Origin of the sequence: Pseudoduganella sp. SL102 (assembly GCF_027856995.1) — a bacterium.
Taxonomy (GTDB): Bacteria; Pseudomonadota; Gammaproteobacteria; order Burkholderiales; family Burkholderiaceae_D; genus Rugamonas; species Rugamonas albidiflava.
The window spans coordinates 3,625,018-3,641,489 of the sequence record NZ_CP115554.1 but is presented as its reverse complement, the minus strand read 5'-3'; the positions used below and the strand labels follow the sequence as shown (position 1 = coordinate 3,641,489).

The following is a 16,472-nucleotide window of genomic DNA, read 5'->3' as shown; positions in this document are numbered from 1 at the left end:
ATATCCTGGTTGCCGCGATGTTCGCCGCCGGCGCGGTGCTCCCGGTCCGTGCGGAAACCGTGGTGATCGTCAGCGCCAAGAACCCGGCCACGCGCATGTTCTCCGAGCAGGCGGCCCAGTTCTTCCTCGGTAAATCGACGATGTTCACGCCGGTCGACCAGGCCGACGGCTCGGCCATCCGCAACGAGTTCTACAAGAAGGTGACGGACAAGGATGCCGCCCAGGTAAAGGCCATCTGGTCGAAGCTGGTCTTCACCGGCAAGGCCCAGGCGCCGAAGGAATTCAAGTCGAACGCGGAGGTGAAGAAGGCCGTGGCGGACGATCCGAAAGCCATCGGCTACATCGACAAGTCGGCCGTGGACGATACCGTCAAGGTCATCCTGACGCTGCAGTAAGCGTCACCCTGCAGTAAGCGTCCCTGCAGCAAGCGTCCCTGCAGCAAGCGTCACCCTGCAGCAAGTGTCACCCATCGCGCGCGCCTGGCACGCCTCAGGCACCGAACAGCTCGGCCAGCAGCGCGCGCAGCCACATGCTGGCACCGTCCTTGTGGTATTTGCGGTGCCAGTGCTGCTTCAGGTCGAATGGCGGTATCTCCAGCGGCGGCTCCAGCAGCCGGATGTCCGCCAGCTTGGCGAACGACTCGCCCACCGCCCGCGGCACCGTCGCCACCAGGTCGCTCGACGCGATCAGGAAAGGGATCGACATGAAGTGCGGCGTCGACAGCACCACCCTCCTCTCGATCTTTTGCCGGGCCAGGAATTGTTCGAACACTTCCTGGCTGCGCCCTTCCGCCTTGATCACGGCGTGCCCCATCCCCAGAAATGCATCGAGCGTGAACTGGCGCGCGCGGTAGGGGTGCCCCTGCCGCAGCAGGCAGATGAAGTCGTGCGAGAACAGCCGCTGCTGGAACAGGTTGCGCTGGTTCAGGTCGGGAAAGTAGCCGACCGCCAGGTCCACGTCGCCGCTCTCGAGCGCACGCGCCAGGTCTTCGGGCGGCATGCTGACCGAACTGATGGTGGCATCCGGCGCCTCGCGCTGCAGGCGGTCCAGCAGCTTGGGCAGGAAGGTCATTTCGCCGATGTCCGACAGCGCCAGCGTGAAGCGCTTGCGCGTGGTGGCGGGCTGGAAATCGCGGCGCGCCAGCACGTCCGTTTCCAGCCGCTGCAGGATGTCGCGGGTGGGCGCGATCAGGTCCAGCGCGCGCGGCGTGGCCTGCATGCCCTGCGTGGTGCGCACGAACAGCGGGTCGCCCAGCGCCGTGCGCAGCTTGTTCAGCGCCACGCTGACCGCCGGCTGGCTCATGCCCAGGCGCCGCGCCGCGCCGCTCACGCTCTTTTCCTCGAATACCGCCAGCGCCACCGGCAGCAGGTTCATGTCGAACGGTTTCACGGCCACCTCTCCATCCCGGTTACGCGCCTGTATTACACGTCTGTATTACGTTTTCGAATTCAGATTATGCAATAAATTCCATTTTCAGATAGTCCAGATTGCGTGATGATGGTTTCACGACGGGCCGGTCCAGGCCCGCGACCACACAAGGAGACGATCTTGCGCAACCTGATTGCCGGCAGCGCGCTGCTGGCCCTGTCCTTATCTTTTGCCTTTTCTTCCGCTCTGCATGCGGCCGAGCCGGTGCGGATCGGCGTCATCACTTCCCTCTCCGGCCCCGCCGCGCACAGCGGCGCGCAGATGAAGGCGGGCATCGACACCTGGTTGCGCCTGAATGGCGCCACCGCCGGCGGGCGCAAGATCGAAGTACTGTACCGCGACGACACCGGGCCGCAGGCCGACGTGGCCAAGCGCCTGGCGACGGAGCTGGTCAGCCGCGACAAGGCCGATATCCTGGCCGGCTTCATCTTCACGCCGAACGCCATGGCCGCCGCCAGCGTGGCCGACCGGGCGAAGCGCCCGCTGGTGGTGATGAACGCCGCCGCATCCGGCATCACCAAACGGTCGCCGTATGTCACCCGCACCTCCTACACCATCGCCCAGTCGGTGGTGCCGCTGGCCCAGTGGGCGTACAAGACGGGTTCGCGCAAGGTGTACTCGATCGTCGCCGACTACGCGCCGGGGCTCGATGGCGAGGAGTGGTTCGACAGGACATTCAAGGCGGCCGGCGGTGCGATCGTCGGCGCTGTGCGCGCGCCGCTGGCCACCGTCGACTACAGCGCCTACGTGCAGCGCATCAAGGACGCAAAGCCGGATGCCGTGCACGTGTTCCTGCCGAACGGCCAGCCGATGGTGTCGTTCATGAAGGCATGGCACGACAAGGGGCTCCACAAGGCGAACATCCGCTTCCTCGGCGGAGAAGGCTGGGCCGACCAGGACGTGCTGACCCAGGCCGGCGATGGCCTGCAGGGCATCTACACGGCGGGCTTCTACGCCTATTCGCGCCCGGGTGCGGACAACGAACGCTTCCGCGCCGCGTTCGCGAAGACCGTGAACGGCAAGTTCGAGCCGAATTTCCTGGCCGCTTCGGCCTATGACGGCATGGCGCTGATCGCCGCCACGCTGGCCAGGACCGGCGGCAAGACGGACGGGCCGGGCTTCATGAAAGCGGTAAAGGGCTACAGCGCACCCAGCCCGCGCGGCACGGTGACCATCGACGCCGCCACCAACGACATCGTGCAGACGATCTACATCCGCCGCATCGAGCGCCGGGGCGGCGCCTTCGTCGCCAGCGAAATCGACCGCTACGACGCGGTCAAGGACCCCGTCAAGAACTAAAGGAGACCACCATGACGCATTCTCACAATTTTCCACTGGACCGCTGGTATGTTGCCGGCTTCGACTGGGAAGTCGGCGACGCCCCGCTGGGCCGCACCTTCCTCGACCGCCCGGTCGTGCTGTTCCGCGATGCCGCCGGCAAGGTGGCCGCGCTGGAAGACCGCTGCTGCCACCGCGCGCTGCCACTATCCTGCGGGCGCGTCGAGGATGGCGCGCTGCGCTGCGGCTACCATGGCCTGCTGTTCGCCGCCGACGGCCAATGCATCGACGTGCCCGGCCAGGGCAAGATCCCGGCGAAGGCGCGCGTGGCGCCGTATCCGGTCGCGGTGGTCGACCAGGTGGTGTGGATCTGGATGGCCAGCCAGCCAGGGGGCCAGCCGGACTGCGAACCGCCCCGCGTGCCCGCGCATGCCGATCCCCGCTACCGCTTCAAGGGCGGCGCGTTCCACTACCAGGCGCCGTACCAGCTGATCCACGACAACCTGCTCGACCTGAGCCACGTGGGCTACGTGCACACGAAAACCATCGGCGGCAACGCGCGGGTGCACATGGAAGCACCGACCAACGTGGGTGCCGACGGCGAGCATGTGCGCGTGGTGCGCCACATGAAGGCTTCCCAGCCGCCCGCCACCTACACGGCGGCCTGGCCATTCAAGGGGCTGATCGACCGCTGGCAGGAGATCGATTTCCATGTCAGCCACCTGCACATCTTCACCGGCGCGGTCGATGCCGGCGCCGAACCGATCGACAATCCGGAGCGCGGCGGTTTCCACATGCGCGGCTTCCACGGCATCACGCCGGAAACGGCGACGACCTCGCACTACTTCTGGACGATGGCCGCGTCGAGCCACCCGGAGCAGCCGGACAACCTCGATACCGTGCACCAGCAGACCGCCGACACGTTCGAGGAGGACCGCGTGATCATCGAAGCGCAGTGGCGCAACATGCAGCGCTTCGCGCAGCCGCCGATGGTCGATATCCACGTGGATGCGGGCGCCAACCGCGCCCGCCGCGTGATCGCCCTGCTGAACGAAGGCGCCACCCGATGAAGGCCGTCATCCGCAGCATCGTGCATGCCACGCCCGAGGTGAGGATCCTGGAACTGGCGGCGGCGGATGGCGGCGCCCTGCCAACCTACGAACCGGGCGCGCACCTGGACGTGACGCTGCCGGGCGGGATCACGCGGCAATACTCGCTGTGCTGCGCCGTGCCGTCGCCGGAGCGGTACCGGATCGCCGTCAAGCGCGAGCCGCAGTCGCGAGGCGGTTCGTCATGGCTGCACGACGTGGCGGCCGAGGGCGCTCATGTGGAGATCGGCACGCCGCGCAACGCGTTCGCGCTGGTCGACGAGGCGCCGTCGCACCTGCTGTTCGCCGGCGGCATCGGCATCACGCCGGTGCTGTCGATGGCGCATGCGCTGGCACGGCGCGCGGTTCCCTTCCGGCTCGCTGTCTTCGCCCGCGCGGCCGGGCTGGTGCCCTTCGCGGATGAACTGGAAGGCTCGCCGCTGGGACCTTTCAGCAGCGTGCACTGCGCGCTGGGGCCCGAGGAAACCGGCGAGCGCATCGACGCGCTGCTGGCCGCCGCACCGGATGGCACGCACGTCTATGCCTGCGGACCGGCCGCGTTCATGGATGCCGTCACCACGCGGGCCGTGGCGCGGTTCGGGGCGGATGCGGTGCACACCGAATCGTTCGGCGCTCCGGCGCCTGCAGCCGGCGACCGGCCGTTCATCCTGCGCCTGCTGCAAAGCGGCCGCGAGGTCCCCGTGCCGCCCGACCGCAGCGCCCTTGCCTGCCTGCAGGACGCGGGCGTGGACATCGAATCGTCGTGCGAGGTGGGCGTGTGCGGCACCTGCCTGACCCGGGTGCGCGGCGGCGAAGCCGATCATCGCGACAGCTACCTCACCACGGCCGAGCGGGCCGGGTGCTTCCTGCCTTGCGTGTCGCGGGCCAGGACGCCGGTCCTGGAAATCGATCTTTGACCAGCGTTGCGGGCCCGCGCCAGTCCCGACGCCTGGACGGGTTGGCGTGCCTCGGCAATTGCCGGCGGCTTCGGGCTGATGGCCGGGCGCTTGACTCACCGCATGACGTGAGGTCGCACTCGTCTTCATCAAATTCGGTTAGTTGCAAATTTTGGCCACCGCCAGGGCGGCGGTGGATGGCCGACTGCGGCCCGTTCGGCGATCAGGGCAAGCTGCGCAGCTCGACAAGCGCGCGTGGCCTGACCGCCGGGCACCCAGGAAAAAACGGTGACAGTCACCATTAAAATCGCAACATTTCCTGGAAAATGGTGCCTGTCACCGTTTTTGCTGCAACGTTTCCCGGAAAATGGTGCCTGTCACCGTTTTTCGCTTCGCGTCGCCCGTCAGATCCACTGGTCGTTGGCGACGGTGCGTGCGCTCTCCCCGCCATCGCCCGTGTTGAGCACGCCACGCGGCTCGATCAGCAGCAGCTTCACTTCGCCGATGGCGCAGGGCTTGTGTTCGACGCCTTTCGGCACCACCGCCATCTGGCCGGCGCGCAGCACGATCGGCCCGGGCGGCGCATCCGCCCCGCGCAGCTCGATCCTCAGCTCGCCGTCCAGCACGATGAAGGTTTCATCGGTGCCGGCGTGGCGATGCCAGTCGAAATCGCCCGCCAGCCTGACGACCTTGAACTGGTAGTCGTTCATCTCGGCCACCACGCGCGGTTGCCAGTAGCCGTCGATGAGCGCGATCTTGCCGGCCAGGTCGATGGCCTTGCCCTGGCCGCGAACCGCCGCCGCTTCCCTGCCGTGTGCTTCGATGGACATCGTTATCTCCCCTGAGTGGATAGAGGACGGAGATTACGCCGGCAGCCGTGGCCAGTCTTGAACGTTCGTGTGCAGGCTGTGCATGCCCGCATCGCGCATGTAGCGCAGCCAGCGCCCCGGCGTCTGGCCATAGGCCTTCACGAAGTGGCGCGTCAGGTGGCTCTGGTCGGCGAAACCGGTGGCGACCGCCGCATGGACCAGCGGCACGCCGCCGAGGAGCATGCCGCGGGCCGCGTCGAGCCGCCGCATCGTCAGGTAGCGGTAGGGACTGGTGCCGAAGAACATGCGGAAATCGTGCGACAGGCTCCAGCCATCGCGGCCGGCCGCCGCTTCCAGCTCGGCCAGCCCCATGTGCCGGCCAATGCTGGCACGCAGGTAGTCGCGGGCCCGGCACGCCGCGGCGAAATCGCCCTTCCTGGCTGGCATCGGCATGCCGGTCACCGCCGCCAGCGCCCGTGCCACTTCCGCGATCGCGCCGTGCTGTTCGAGCGGATCGATGGCATGGCCGGCCTGCCGCAACAGCGCCTGCGTTGCGGCGACGAGCCGCGGATCCGCGGAAATCCCGCTCTCCAGGAACGGCAGCGGGCGCCCGCCCAGCGCCTGCTGCACGAGCGCGGGTTCGACATACACCATGCGGTAGCCGAATCCCTGTTCGGTGCCGGCCTGCCCGTCGTGCGGCTCGTCCGGATGCAGGACCATCACGTTGCCGGGCAGCCCGTTGCGCAGGCTGCGCCGGTAACGGAAGTTTTGCACGCCGGCGAGCGTGGCGCCGATCGCATAGGTATCGTGGCGGTGCATCGCGTAAGCCTTGCCGCCGAAGAACGCTTCGAGCCGCTCGACGCCGTCGACCGGCTGGGTGCACCGGACCCAGTCGGGCCTGGCCTTTTTCATGTCCGCCCTCCTCTTGCCTTGTATGCTGGACCGTCGACCGTCAATCCTGCAGCACGCCCCACGACTCGCACAGGCCGCCATGAGGCGCTGCCAGCTTCGTCAGGGAATCCTGCATGGACATCGCCAGTTCGTAGCTCAGCATCGCCCGGCGAACGACCCGAACATGGCCTTCGCCGCTAGCACCGGGGACGTAAGCCTCCACGGTGGCGAACCGCTGCGTCAGGGTTTCCATCAGTTCCGGCGATGGCGGCCAGGTGTCGAAATCAATGTTGAAATCGATGTCCACCTCCCGCTCGAAGTCGAAGGACGCAGCGTCCAGCCGTCGAAATACGTCGCCATCGGCATCATCGGGCCAGACACGCTGTGGTGCAATATCCATGCATTTTCCTGTCGTTCGAATGTGCGAACGGACCGGGTCGCCAGCCGTCGCGTAGGGATTGGTAAAGCGTGCAAAGTCCGGTAGCGGCAGAAAGCGGCCTGTCGTAGCGACCGTTCTCTCTAGATTCGAACCGTCCACCGAAGGTGTCAGCCGCCCCTGGTCACACCATTGATGGCCGCGAATCAGCTTTCCGGGTCGTAGAAGAACTCGCGAAGCTCTTGCGCACAACGGCACGCCTCGGCGATCCGTGCCGCCCATTGGATGGCATCGTCCCTGGACGGCAGTTCAAGTACGCAGAATCCTCCATCGAACTCCCTGGTCTGCGGATAGGTCCGGGTTTCGCAGCTCCCATCGGCCGATACCATCAGGGATGCAACCTCGCTATTGATTCCGCCGCCAAAAACATAGGCTCCCGCCGCCTTGGCTTCCCGGATTACCGCGCGCGATGCCTCGCTCACGGCGGGCATCTCCTCGGCCGGAACCTGCATCGCATTCCCCGGGAAAGAAATCAGAAACTTGGTCATGGCCACTCCTCAAAGTTGTATGACGAAAGTCGAGATGGAACACCGGCAACGGGAACGGTCGCTACGCACGAGCATCCCAGGGCAGTGTGAGCCGGCCGAAGTTGCAAATGGCCGGGTCACGGTCACGGACGTACATTTCGTCGAACGGCCAGCCGGTTCGCCCGATATCGTCTTCCAGATAGAAGCGCAGGAAGTGCGCCAGGCTGGAGGCAACGACATACGAGCCGGCATCCGCATTGTCCAGCGTCTCGACGAAGAGTACGGGATCGCTTCCGGCGCATTCATCCTGGATCGCCAGTACATAATAATTTCCGCAGCCATCGCCGGCCACCGGAATCCATCCCTTCATGCGCCAACCCGAAAAGAGCGCCCAGAAGAACTTCATGTCCAGATGCTCCTCCCTGGTACCAAAACCGAACAGTCCGCCCGGTCCCGCGCACAGCCCATTGGCGATATGAAGCCACTGCGACAGATCCGATGGCAATTCACTCCCCAGCATGGCCCGCAGTGCCGCAGCTCCGGCAGTGTCGATACCTTGCAGCGGCATATATCCAGGTGGACGGGGCGACCGATCCAACAACTCGCGAATCTCGTTCCAGTCAGCGAACATACATCCTTGTACCGGTGATCTATCGAAGGGCGAATGAGCCAGGCTCGCGGTTCAGCCGAGCGGCGCCTCATTAATGCTTCGGGCGTTCATCACTGCCCGGTCGCTATCGGCCACATGGATCGTCATCGCATATCGAGCGCTTCCCGTGATTAAGCCATGCGTTAGGCAATCCGCCTGGCGATACCGATTGGCAGCTCCGCCGGAATCCATTTCAGCTGTTGCTCCAATTGGAGGCCGGCCGGCTTGTGCTTCGCGTTCTTCCACACACCGCCGCCCTGCAGCCATGTGGTCCGATAACGTTCGACACCGGCCTGCGTCGAGTCTTCGTAGCCGAACTCGCATCCACAGCAAGGACAAAGGTCGAACAGTGGAGTATGTCCATCCTCGCCCCATGGTGGTTCGTCCACAGGTGCGCCGCAAACATGGCAGTGATACATAAGGGCTTTCCATAGCAAGCAAACTCATCCAGGATCGTACACGCTTCCGACCGATGGCTCCAGGATCCTACGCGGGCTGTTTTCGCAGCCGGTTCAATCCAAATGCCGCCAGAAGGCCAAATGGCCAGCACGCGATGAGCACGCCTTCCCAGCGGTTCCAGTCCCGGTACGTTTCGTACGAATGATGCTTGCCTGTCTTACCGCAGTACGGACCATCGACGCAAGGCTTGTATGGGGCGTCTGGATACGTTATCAATCCATAGAAAAACACCGCCAGGCAACAGGCTACGATGGCAAACGACAGTGCCTGCAGCTTGAAATGCCTTCCCTTGAATAGCCAATCCTGTACGCTTTTCATCTTGCCTTTTCCAAGTTGCATAGCCGCTTCCGGTCCATCATCAAGCAGGAGGAATCAGCGATCGGGAACAACATAAGGCAGAACCCGCTTCTGGAACATCGCTTCGCGTTGTTCGGACAAATGCCGCGTCAGTTCGACCAGTGTTCCCATTTGCGCGGACTGAACCAGGCCGGAGATACGAAAACCCACCCGCAGCTTCGCGATGATCACCGGATTGTTTACCACGGAATGTCGAGAGCGGATGCACCACGCGCCCTGCGTCGATGCATGACGCTGGACGGCTTGCAACAGCGATGTATAAACGCCTTTCCTTCGATGCGCTGGCATGACACCGCTATTGGCCATATAAAGGGAATTGTCGTGCTCCATCCAGCCATAGGTCCACCCGACCAGCTGGTCGCCGTCATAAGCACCCAGCCTGTAAATGGAAACAGTGCCCCGTGCCGGGAAATCCACGTCGGTGCGCTCGGAAGCCAGTACAGAACCCAATTCGGCCGAAACCTGCTCGATATCGGCAAAAATGAGTTTCTGGAGCGATGAGAAATGCGGCTCCGGGAATTTGTCGGTGTACCGGATTTCAATGGATGGCATCTTGTTTTCTCGAAGTAGTTGTATCCGCTGCCGTCCAGTATATGCCATGGGAATTCGCCGGTTCAATGCGCGGCGAGCCGGACATGTCCGTGGCACGACCGGCCGCCGCATCCGCGGACGATCCCGTCCAGCGTGCAATTTCACCACGTTTTTTTTCTCCCCGTCGTGCTATCGTAATCCGACGCCATTCCGCGACGGGGCGGCACCCTGTCAGGCCACTCAACCAACGAGGGACACCATGCTGCAGACCAGGTGCGTCAACCCACTGCTTTTGCTGGCCCTCTCGACCGTTCTCGCAGGCTGTGGCGGCGACGGCGACCAGGGCGCCAAGGGCGATCCTGGCGCGCCCGGCACCCCGGGCGCCAATGCCGACGCCATCGCCACCATCGGCGAGGGCGCCATCATCATCGACGGCGCGGCCGCCGGCGATCCGAAGGAAAGCATCTACGTTCGCAAGGCCGGCCATGGCCCGAAGGTCATCGTCCTCGTCCCCGGCAATAACACGTCGGGCGCCACGTTCGACGGCATGATGGGCTTCTTCCGTTCCATCGACGCGCTCAATGACGCCTATACCGTCTACACCTTCGATTACCGCGGCAGCGGCAAGTCGAGCTACAACCGGAAGATCACGTCGCTGAAGGATTTCGCCGCCGATTTCGACAAGGTGATGAACAAGATCGCCAACTTCCCGACGTCCGGCGTCACGCTGGTCGGCTACTCGATGGGTTTCGGCACCGCGCTGGAAATGGTGATTGCCAATCCCGGGCGCTACGCGAATGTCGTCAGCCTGGCGGGGATCGGCACGCGCGGCGTCCGTGTCGGCTTCAACGCGGGCCAGGCCGGCACCGATGCGGCCGGCCATTCGTGGGCGAACGGCGACTGGGTCACCGTCGCGAACGATGCCGCCGGCCTGGCCGGTACGGAGTTCCAGCAGCGTTCCTGGCAGGGCGACCAGCGCACCTACGCCAATGTGCAGGCCACCTGGGACGCGGTGGTCTACAACGATGTCCTGAAATACGACATCAGCAAGGCATTCACGCCTGCGGCGGTCACCGATCCCGCGTTCCGCGCATCGCCGAACTACGGCAATTCGCTGCTCGACGGCTTCACCATCCAGTACATGCCGGAATCGCTGTACTACTCGCACAAGTTCAATGTCTCGCCCGTCAACGTGGTCAAGCCCGCACCGAATGCCGACGGCAGCGTGGTCACCATCCCGGGCGACGCCCGCCTTGGCGCGCTGTTCAACGGCAAGCGAGCGATGCTGGTGAAGGCCACGACCAGTCTCGCCACCTGGCGCGGCGACCAGGTCATCTACGACAACTACACCGCCACCTCGAAGTACGATCTCAAACGGGCGGGCGCCAGCGTGACCGCCGTGATGATCAATCCGGACCAGGGCTTCGACCATGGCTTCCCGGTCGCGAGGCCGCTGGAAACGGTGCGGCTGATCGACGCTTTCGTCAAGGGCGATGTTTCAGCGGCCGGTGCGGCGGGCGCGCTGGGCGGCGCCGGCGTGGCCGTTTATCCGAATGGGGAAACGGCCTGGGAAACCGATACCTTCACCGGCTTCTGAGGGAAGCTCCGACAGAAGCGGAAGTGCCTGGGCAGGCGGAGGCGTCGACCAACCGGCGCCCTGCCCACCCTCTTACCTGAACAGGTCGACTTCCTGCCGCTGCACGATCTCGGCCGAGTTGAAGCCCACGCCCAGCGCCACCTTGCCCGCCGGGGCGATCCACTTGTTCCCCTTGTCATCCCAGTACGACAGCAGGCGACGCTCGACGGGAATCGTCACCACCTGCTCGCCGCCAGCCGGCAACTGGACCCGGGCGAAGCCCACCAGCTTCACGGCAGGCGTCTCCACCGGCCCCGGCAAGGCGCCGCTGTACACCTGCACCACGGTCGATCCGGCGCGCGCACCGGTATTCTTCACGCGCACCGACACCGTGGCCGCCACGTCCGCAGGCCCGCTTTGCCCGCCCTGCCCGCCACGCACTGCCCGGACACCCAGGCCATCGAGGCTGAAAGTGGAATACGACAGGCCGTAACCGAACGGGAACAGCGGCTTCTGGCCATGCCTGTGCAGGTAGCGGTAGCCGACGAACACGCCTTCGTCGTAGCGCACCGTGCCGCCGCCGGCATACGGCCGCGGGCCCTGGCGTTCATCGGCCAGGAACGACACCGGCAGCCGGCCGCCCGGTTCCGCGTCGCCGAACAGCACGTTGGCGATCGCCGTGCCGGAGGCGGAACCGGGATACCACATCTGGACTACCCCTTTGACACGCGGCAGCCACGGAATCTTCACCGCGCCGCCCGTGTTCAGCACCACGATGGTGTTCGGGTTGGCGGCGGCCACCGCTTCCACCAGCGCATCCTGGTCGGCCGGCAGCGCGTAGTTGTCGCGGTCCATTTCCTCGCCCGTGACCTGGTTGACGAACACCACGGCGACCTCGGACTTCTTCGCCAGCGCCACGGCGTCCGGAATCATCGAAGTACCCTGCCATCCCAGCTGGATGCGCGGCCCCGTGAAGGCGCCGCGCGACGAGTACGCGACCTCGATGCGTACCTTGCGGCCCTTCTCCATCCGTACCACGCCATGCAGTGGATAGGTGTACGGACCGGAACCGGGGAAGCCGTCGGCGGTGGAGCGGGCGCCGTCGATGACGGCATTGCCGTCGATCGTCACCTTCACCGCGCCGCTGACGGAAGCGGCCAGCCGCACCGGGCCATCCTTGTCGGGCGTGTATTCCGTGACCCATTTCGCGGACCATTTCGCCGGCATCGCCATCGACGGCTTGCCCTTGATGTCGATTTCCTTGACGGTATCCTCGCCCAGGGCAGCGCCGCTGAAGTCCTCGCTGCCGAAGTACCGCACCTGCCAGCCCGGCTTGCCGTGTGGCGCCACCAATGCCACGGGCGGCGCGAAGATGCCGCCATCGGCGGACATCGACGGCAGCACCACGTCGCCCAGCGAACCCTGGGCATGGGCCACTTTCGCGCCGCTGCCCGCCTTCGCCGCGATCGCTTCGAGCGGGGTCGTGAACTGGCCCGGATCGACGAAGGTCGACCACATCACGCCCGTCACCGCCTCCTTGCCGGCCGGGCCGATGACGGCGACCCGGCCGCCACGGCGCAGCGGCAGCACGCCGCCCTCGTTCTTCAGCAGCACGGTGCCGCTTTCCGCCACCCTGACCGCGAGCGCCTGGTGCGCCGGCGTCGTCACCACGGCGGCCGGCGTATCGGTCACGGGGCGGTCGAACGTGCCCGTCGAGAACAGCGCCCACAGCATGCGGCGCGCCGCGTCGTCGAGGCGGCTGGCCGGGATGCGGCCATCCCTGAATCCTTCGGCCTTGCGCAGGAACGGCTGCAGCGACCAGGAATCGATGCCGGCGTTGAATTGCGCGATGCCGTCGGCGCCGCCCATGAAGTCGGTGGCCATGTAGCCCTGGAAGCCGTGCCGCTTGATCTGCTCCAGCAGCGCGGCGTTTTCCAGCATGTAGGTGCCGTTGACTTTCGGGTAGGAGCCCATCAGGGCACCGATCCTGGTCTTCTCCACCAGGTAGTGGAACGGCAGGTCGTACACTTCGCGCAGCGCGCGCTGCCCCACTTCCACGTTCATCGTCAGCCGCTCGCGTTCCGTGTGGTACACCGTGTAGTGCTTGGCCATCGCGATGGTGCCTTCGCCCTGCATGCCGGACGCCACTTCCGAGCCCAGCACGGCATTGACGAGCGGGTCTTCGCCGAACGATTCGGTCAACCGGCCGGACAGGCCGTCGCGCGCCACGTCGACCGTGGGGCCGAGGATCACGTTCCAGCCCTTGCCGCGCGCCTCGACGGCGATCGCCTTGCCGTACTCGCGCGCCAGTGCCGCGTCGAACGTGGCGCCCAGCGCCAGCGGCACCGGGAACGCCGTCACGCCCTTGTCGCCGCGCAGGCCGGCGGACGCATCGACCCGGGTCAGCGGCTGCACGCCCAGCGGGGCCAGCGGCGCATACTCGACGGGGTCGACGCCGCTCACCAGCGCCACCTTCTGTTCGAAGCTCATCGCCTTCAGCAGCTGGGCGGCGCGTACTTCGGGCGCCTGCGTGGCATCGCGCCATGGTTGTGCGGCAGGCCCGGCCGCCTGGGCAAGCGCCGCCATGCTCGCGAATGCCAGTCCCACGTGGAGGGCCACGCCACTGCGCAACAGTTTTGTACTCATCGTCTCGTCTCGTTGTGTTGTCATGAAAGTCACTGCAGGACCGCGCTCGGCAGCCTGCGAATATACAGCCAGCCCAGCGCGGTGGTGAAGCCGACCGCCACCGTCAGCGTGAGGAACAGCGTGGCGGGGCCGCTCTCGATCAGCAGCGGCGTGCCCAGCGCCGCCACGGCGGCCAGCATGCGGGTGAAGAAGGTGGTGGCGCCCTGCGCCGTCGAACGCAGCAAGGTGGGGAACAGTTCCTGGCTCCATACCTTCCACATCGATTCGCCGGCGAACGCGCCGCCGATGCCCTGCAGGATCTGCCAGGCCGCCAGCGAGTACACGTTCACGCCGAACAGGATCGGCATCAGTTGCCCGGCCACCGCCAGCACGCCGCCCAGCACGAACCAGGTCATCCGCGACGGCAGGTCGACGGTGCGCATGAACAGGATCGCGCTGGCGAACGACACCACCAGCTGCGCCGTATTCACCAGGCCCGCCGTGGAGACGGAGGTGCCGGCCACCTCGGTGTACAGCAGCGTGCCGAACTGCCCGCCCGTGTTGGCGGCCAGGTTGAACACACCATAGAACAGCCCCAGCGCCACGAACGGTCCGATGTAGCGGCGGCCGAACAGCTGGCGGATGCTCCCGGCATCGAGCGCCACGCCGTCCGTTGCGGCCTTCGCATCGGCGCGGGCCCGCGTCCATTCGCCCGACTCGGGCAAAGTGGCCCGCAATGCCAGCACCAGCAGCGCCACCAGCAGCACGTGCGCCCACATGATCCGGCCACCCAGCTCGCCGAACCCGCCGACGAAGATCTGCAGCACGTAGGTGGTGCCGATCGCCGCCATCCACAGCACGTGCGAGAAGGCGATCAGCCGGCCCTTGAAACCGGGCGGCGCTTCCTCGGCGATCATCGCCATCGAGACCGGCAGGTCGGCGCCGATGCAGAAGCCGACGATGACCGTGCCCGCGACCAGCACCGGGAGCGACGGCGCCAGCGCCAGCATGGCCGTGCCGAGCGCCAGCCCGACCATCGTGGTGGTGAACACGCGGCGCCGGCCGAAGCGGTCGCCCAGCCGGCCGCCGACCAGCGCGCCGATGGCGAACAGCGCCGTCAGCAAGGCGGACAGCTGGCCGATGTGCCCCAGCGACAGGCCGAAGTGATCCTTGTACAGCACCAGCGCGCCGCCGCTCGTGATGATCGCCGCGGCATCCAGGTAGGACGCCATGCCCGCCAGGATCGCCACGCGCCAGGCCGGACGGGGCAGGTCGCGCAGGCGCGGCACGGGAATGGTTTCGACTTTCATGCGCCCTCCCCCGTCGATGCCGCATCCGCCACGCCATCCGGCCGGCCCAGGCCGCGGGCCCGGAACAGCCAGGCGGGCGAGCAGCTCCACGCGTGGCAGTAGCTGTTGGCATGGATGTCGCCATACGGCGACGCCAGCGGATCGGCCGGGTCGAACGCTTCCCAGAAGGTGTCGGCGCCGGCGTCGAGCATTGCGCCCCAGTACGAGCGCACGAGGCCGAGGGCCTCGTCTTCCATGCCGCACGCCAGCATCGCCTCGGCGATGTAGTGATACGCGTACGGGGTGATCGGCCGCACCGCATGCGGATCGGCCAGCGCGTTGCGCAACGCCGCCTGCGCCACCTCGCGCGACTCGGGTATGCCGGCCAGCACCAGCCAGGCCTGTGCCGCGCACGATACCTGCTGTTCCGGCCCGCTGGTATAGACACCGCGGCCGGCATCGAACAGTTGCGCCCGCGCAGCGGCGGCCATGCCGTCGACCAGCGGGCCGTAGTGGGCGACCTCCTGCGCGCACTCGAGCCGCTCCGCCAGGGCCAGCATGCGGCGCAGCGCGAAGACGATCACGCCATGGGTCGCGGCACTCTTGTCCAGGCCGAAGGCCCAGTCGATGAAGCACCAGGTTTCGCCCGTGTCGTGGAACAGCAGCGTGTCGTCGAGCCGGGCCAGCAGGCAGTCGACCTGGCGCCGCGCCACCGGCCACAGTTCACGGCCGCAGGCCAGGTCGCCGGTGGCGTCCACGTATTCCTGCAAGGTCACGCAGAACAGCGCCGCGTAGTCGAGCGTGGTGGTGTCGCCGTAGGTGGGCTCGGGGCGCTCGTACACGCAGCCGTTCACCAGGCCGTCGGAACGGGGCAGCCCGGCGAACAGGTACAGGCAGCGCTTGACGACATCGTCGGCGCGCAAGGTCGCGTAGCTGGCCAGCGCCTGTAGACGCAGGTCGCCCACCCAAAGCCGCCGGTCGCGGCGCGGGCCATCCTCGAACGCCGTCTGCAGGCAGTCGCGCAGCGTGCGCTGGGCAACCAGGTCGACCTGGCGGATCCATTCCGGATAGGTCGCCGGCAGCTCCACCGGTTCCGTGCGGGCCGACGTGACGGCATGCGCCGTCATCGCCTCGAAGCGCACGCCGAAGCGGCGCGACGCGGCCAGCACCTCGACCCTGACATAGCGGAAGGCGTGCCGGCGCGGCACCCGGAACAGCGCCGGCAAGTCGTCGACGGTGACGATTTCCTCCGGCAGCCAGGCCGCGCTGATCCAGCCCGAGTACGGATACAGGGGCTCGGCCACGTCGGTCGGCACCTCGCCGAACGTCAGCCGCAGGCGGATCGGGCTGTCGGCCACGCTGCCCACGGGCACGGCGCGGAAGGACAGGTAGCCGGTCAGGTGTTCGCCGAAATCGGCGATGAACGCGCTGCCCTCGGCCCAGCCGCGCCGCGCCAGCTCACCGCCATCGGCCAGCCGGCGCATGGCGTGGCGCAAGGCCAGGTCCGGCCGCGGCTCCGCCTCGACCAGCGCCACCGGCGGGATGGCGCGCTCGTTCAGGGCGGGAATCAAGGCCTGCGCCGTGCGCAGGTATGCTTCGACGGGGGCGCCGGCCGGCAGGTTGATCCGCCGCGCTTCCTCGGCCGCGTTGGCCTGGGCGATCTGTTCCGGACTTGGTTTCATTGCTCTCCTTG

General features: G+C 66.5%; 16 protein-coding genes. 5 read left to right on the top strand and 11 right to left on the bottom strand.

The window, feature by feature from the left end:
- Positions 1-17: 17 nt before the first annotated feature.
- A complete protein-coding gene (locus OU994_RS15460; RefSeq protein WP_131149109.1) occupies positions 18-395 on the top strand; it encodes a hypothetical protein in 378 nt (125 codons plus the stop codon).
- A 94-nt stretch (positions 396-489) separates the two neighbouring features.
- On the opposite strand, the gene OU994_RS15455 is transcribed toward OU994_RS15460, so the two are convergent.
- A complete protein-coding gene (locus OU994_RS15455) occupies positions 490-1,389 on the bottom strand; it encodes a LysR family transcriptional regulator (protein ID WP_281611497.1) in 900 nt (299 codons plus the stop codon).
- Positions 1,390-1,548: 159 nt separating this feature from the next.
- On the opposite strand from OU994_RS15455, the gene OU994_RS15450 reads away from it, so the two are divergent.
- Genes OU994_RS15450 through OU994_RS15440 form a run of 3 tightly spaced genes read left to right on the top strand, consistent with a single transcriptional unit; the run spans position 1,549 to position 4,711 of the window.
- Entirely contained in the window at positions 1,549-2,727 is a 1,179-nt protein-coding gene (locus OU994_RS15450; protein WP_281611496.1) for an ABC transporter substrate-binding protein, read from the top strand.
- Positions 2,728-2,738: 11 nt separating this feature from the next.
- Positions 2,739-3,776 (top strand): aromatic ring-hydroxylating dioxygenase subunit alpha, encoded by a 1,038-nt coding sequence (locus OU994_RS15445; protein WP_281611495.1) that lies wholly within the window; start codon positions 2,739-2,741, stop codon positions 3,774-3,776.
- Positions 3,773-4,711: a PDR/VanB family oxidoreductase gene (locus tag OU994_RS15440; protein WP_281611494.1), complete on the top strand. Its 939-nt coding sequence runs from the start codon at positions 3,773-3,775 to the stop codon at positions 4,709-4,711. Before OU994_RS15445 ends, OU994_RS15440 begins: the two co-directional genes overlap by 4 nt.
- Positions 4,712-5,094: 383 nt before the next feature.
- Here the strand turns inward: OU994_RS15440 and OU994_RS15435 are convergent, their stop codons facing one another.
- From OU994_RS15435 to OU994_RS15405, 7 genes are all read right to left on the bottom strand, one after another.
- Positions 5,095-5,520, bottom strand: a complete 426-nt coding sequence (locus tag OU994_RS15435; protein WP_281611493.1) for a cupin domain-containing protein — start codon at positions 5,518-5,520, stop codon at positions 5,095-5,097.
- 33 nt (positions 5,521-5,553) lie between these two features.
- Positions 5,554-6,411, bottom strand: a complete 858-nt coding sequence (locus OU994_RS15430) for an AraC family transcriptional regulator (protein ID WP_281611492.1) — start codon at positions 6,409-6,411, stop codon at positions 5,554-5,556.
- A 40-nt stretch (positions 6,412-6,451) separates the two neighbouring features.
- Positions 6,452-6,790 carry a ribonuclease E inhibitor RraB gene (locus OU994_RS15425; RefSeq protein ID WP_281611491.1) on the bottom strand — a complete coding sequence of 113 codons (339 nt, stop codon included), beginning with the start codon at positions 6,788-6,790 and terminating at the stop codon, positions 6,452-6,454.
- A 182-nt stretch (positions 6,791-6,972) separates the two neighbouring features.
- Complete coding sequence (locus OU994_RS15420; protein WP_281611490.1) at positions 6,973-7,314, bottom strand: YciI family protein; 342 nt, start codon at positions 7,312-7,314, stop codon at positions 6,973-6,975.
- A 61-nt stretch (positions 7,315-7,375) separates the two neighbouring features.
- On the bottom strand, positions 7,376-7,924 hold the full coding sequence (locus tag OU994_RS15415; protein ID WP_281611489.1) for an SMI1/KNR4 family protein: 549 nt from the start codon (positions 7,922-7,924) through the stop codon (positions 7,376-7,378).
- 504 nt (positions 7,925-8,428) lie between these two features.
- Positions 8,429-8,740: a hypothetical protein gene (locus tag OU994_RS15410; RefSeq protein ID WP_281611488.1), complete on the bottom strand. Its 312-nt coding sequence runs from the start codon at positions 8,738-8,740 to the stop codon at positions 8,429-8,431.
- Between the two features lie 33 nt (positions 8,741-8,773).
- Positions 8,774-9,310, bottom strand: a complete 537-nt coding sequence (locus OU994_RS15405) for a GNAT family N-acetyltransferase (protein ID WP_281611487.1) — start codon at positions 9,308-9,310, stop codon at positions 8,774-8,776.
- 238 nt (positions 9,311-9,548) lie between these two features.
- On the opposite strand from OU994_RS15405, the gene OU994_RS15400 reads away from it, so the two are divergent.
- Positions 9,549-10,886 (top strand): alpha/beta fold hydrolase, encoded by a 1,338-nt coding sequence (locus OU994_RS15400; protein ID WP_281611486.1) that lies wholly within the window; start codon positions 9,549-9,551, stop codon positions 10,884-10,886.
- Between the two features lie 72 nt (positions 10,887-10,958).
- Here the strand turns inward: OU994_RS15400 and OU994_RS15395 are convergent, their stop codons facing one another.
- From OU994_RS15395 to OU994_RS15385, 3 genes are read right to left on the bottom strand one after another with little or no spacing between them, the layout of a single operon-like run.
- Complete coding sequence (locus tag OU994_RS15395; protein WP_281611485.1) at positions 10,959-13,511, bottom strand: beta-glucosidase; 2,553 nt, start codon at positions 13,509-13,511, stop codon at positions 10,959-10,961.
- A gap of 29 nt (positions 13,512-13,540) precedes the next feature.
- Entirely contained in the window at positions 13,541-14,800 is a 1,260-nt protein-coding gene (locus OU994_RS15390; protein WP_281611484.1) for an MFS transporter, read from the bottom strand.
- Entirely contained in the window at positions 14,797-16,461 is a 1,665-nt protein-coding gene (locus OU994_RS15385) for a hypothetical protein (RefSeq protein ID WP_281611483.1), read from the bottom strand. The genes OU994_RS15390 and OU994_RS15385 overlap by 4 nt, the downstream gene beginning before the upstream one ends.
- Between the last annotated feature and the right edge of the window lie 11 nt (positions 16,462-16,472).

What these genes read in the sequence shown, in the direction of transcription:
- OU994_RS15430 (WP_281611492.1), bottom strand. Translation starts at nt 6,411, where the DNA reads ATGAAAAAGGCCAGGCCCGACTGGGTCCGGTGCACCCAGCCGGTCGAC.
- OU994_RS15445 (WP_281611495.1), top strand. Translation starts at nt 2,739, where the DNA reads ATGACGCATTCTCACAATTTTCCACTGGACCGCTGGTATGTTGCCGGC.
- OU994_RS15420 (WP_281611490.1), bottom strand. Translation starts at nt 7,314, where the DNA reads ATGACCAAGTTTCTGATTTCTTTCCCGGGGAATGCGATGCAGGTTCCG.
- OU994_RS15395 (WP_281611485.1), bottom strand. Translation starts at nt 13,511, where the DNA reads ATGAGTACAAAACTGTTGCGCAGTGGCGTGGCCCTCCACGTGGGACTG.
- OU994_RS15390 (WP_281611484.1), bottom strand. Translation starts at nt 14,800, where the DNA reads ATGAAAGTCGAAACCATTCCCGTGCCGCGCCTGCGCGACCTGCCCCGT.
- OU994_RS15440 (WP_281611494.1), top strand. Translation starts at nt 3,773, where the DNA reads ATGAAGGCCGTCATCCGCAGCATCGTGCATGCCACGCCCGAGGTGAGG.
- OU994_RS15405 (WP_281611487.1), bottom strand. Translation starts at nt 9,310, where the DNA reads ATGCCATCCATTGAAATCCGGTACACCGACAAATTCCCGGAGCCGCAT.
- OU994_RS15400 (WP_281611486.1), top strand. Translation starts at nt 9,549, where the DNA reads ATGCTGCAGACCAGGTGCGTCAACCCACTGCTTTTGCTGGCCCTCTCG.
- OU994_RS15435 (WP_281611493.1), bottom strand. Translation starts at nt 5,520, where the DNA reads ATGTCCATCGAAGCACACGGCAGGGAAGCGGCGGCGGTTCGCGGCCAG.
- OU994_RS15460 (WP_131149109.1), top strand. Translation starts at nt 18, where the DNA reads ATGTTCGCCGCCGGCGCGGTGCTCCCGGTCCGTGCGGAAACCGTGGTG.
- OU994_RS15425 (WP_281611491.1), bottom strand. Translation starts at nt 6,790, where the DNA reads ATGGATATTGCACCACAGCGTGTCTGGCCCGATGATGCCGATGGCGAC.
- OU994_RS15415 (WP_281611489.1), bottom strand. Translation starts at nt 7,924, where the DNA reads ATGTTCGCTGACTGGAACGAGATTCGCGAGTTGTTGGATCGGTCGCCC.
- OU994_RS15410 (WP_281611488.1), bottom strand. Translation starts at nt 8,740, where the DNA reads ATGCAACTTGGAAAAGGCAAGATGAAAAGCGTACAGGATTGGCTATTC.
- OU994_RS15385 (WP_281611483.1), bottom strand. Translation starts at nt 16,461, where the DNA reads ATGAAACCAAGTCCGGAACAGATCGCCCAGGCCAACGCGGCCGAGGAA.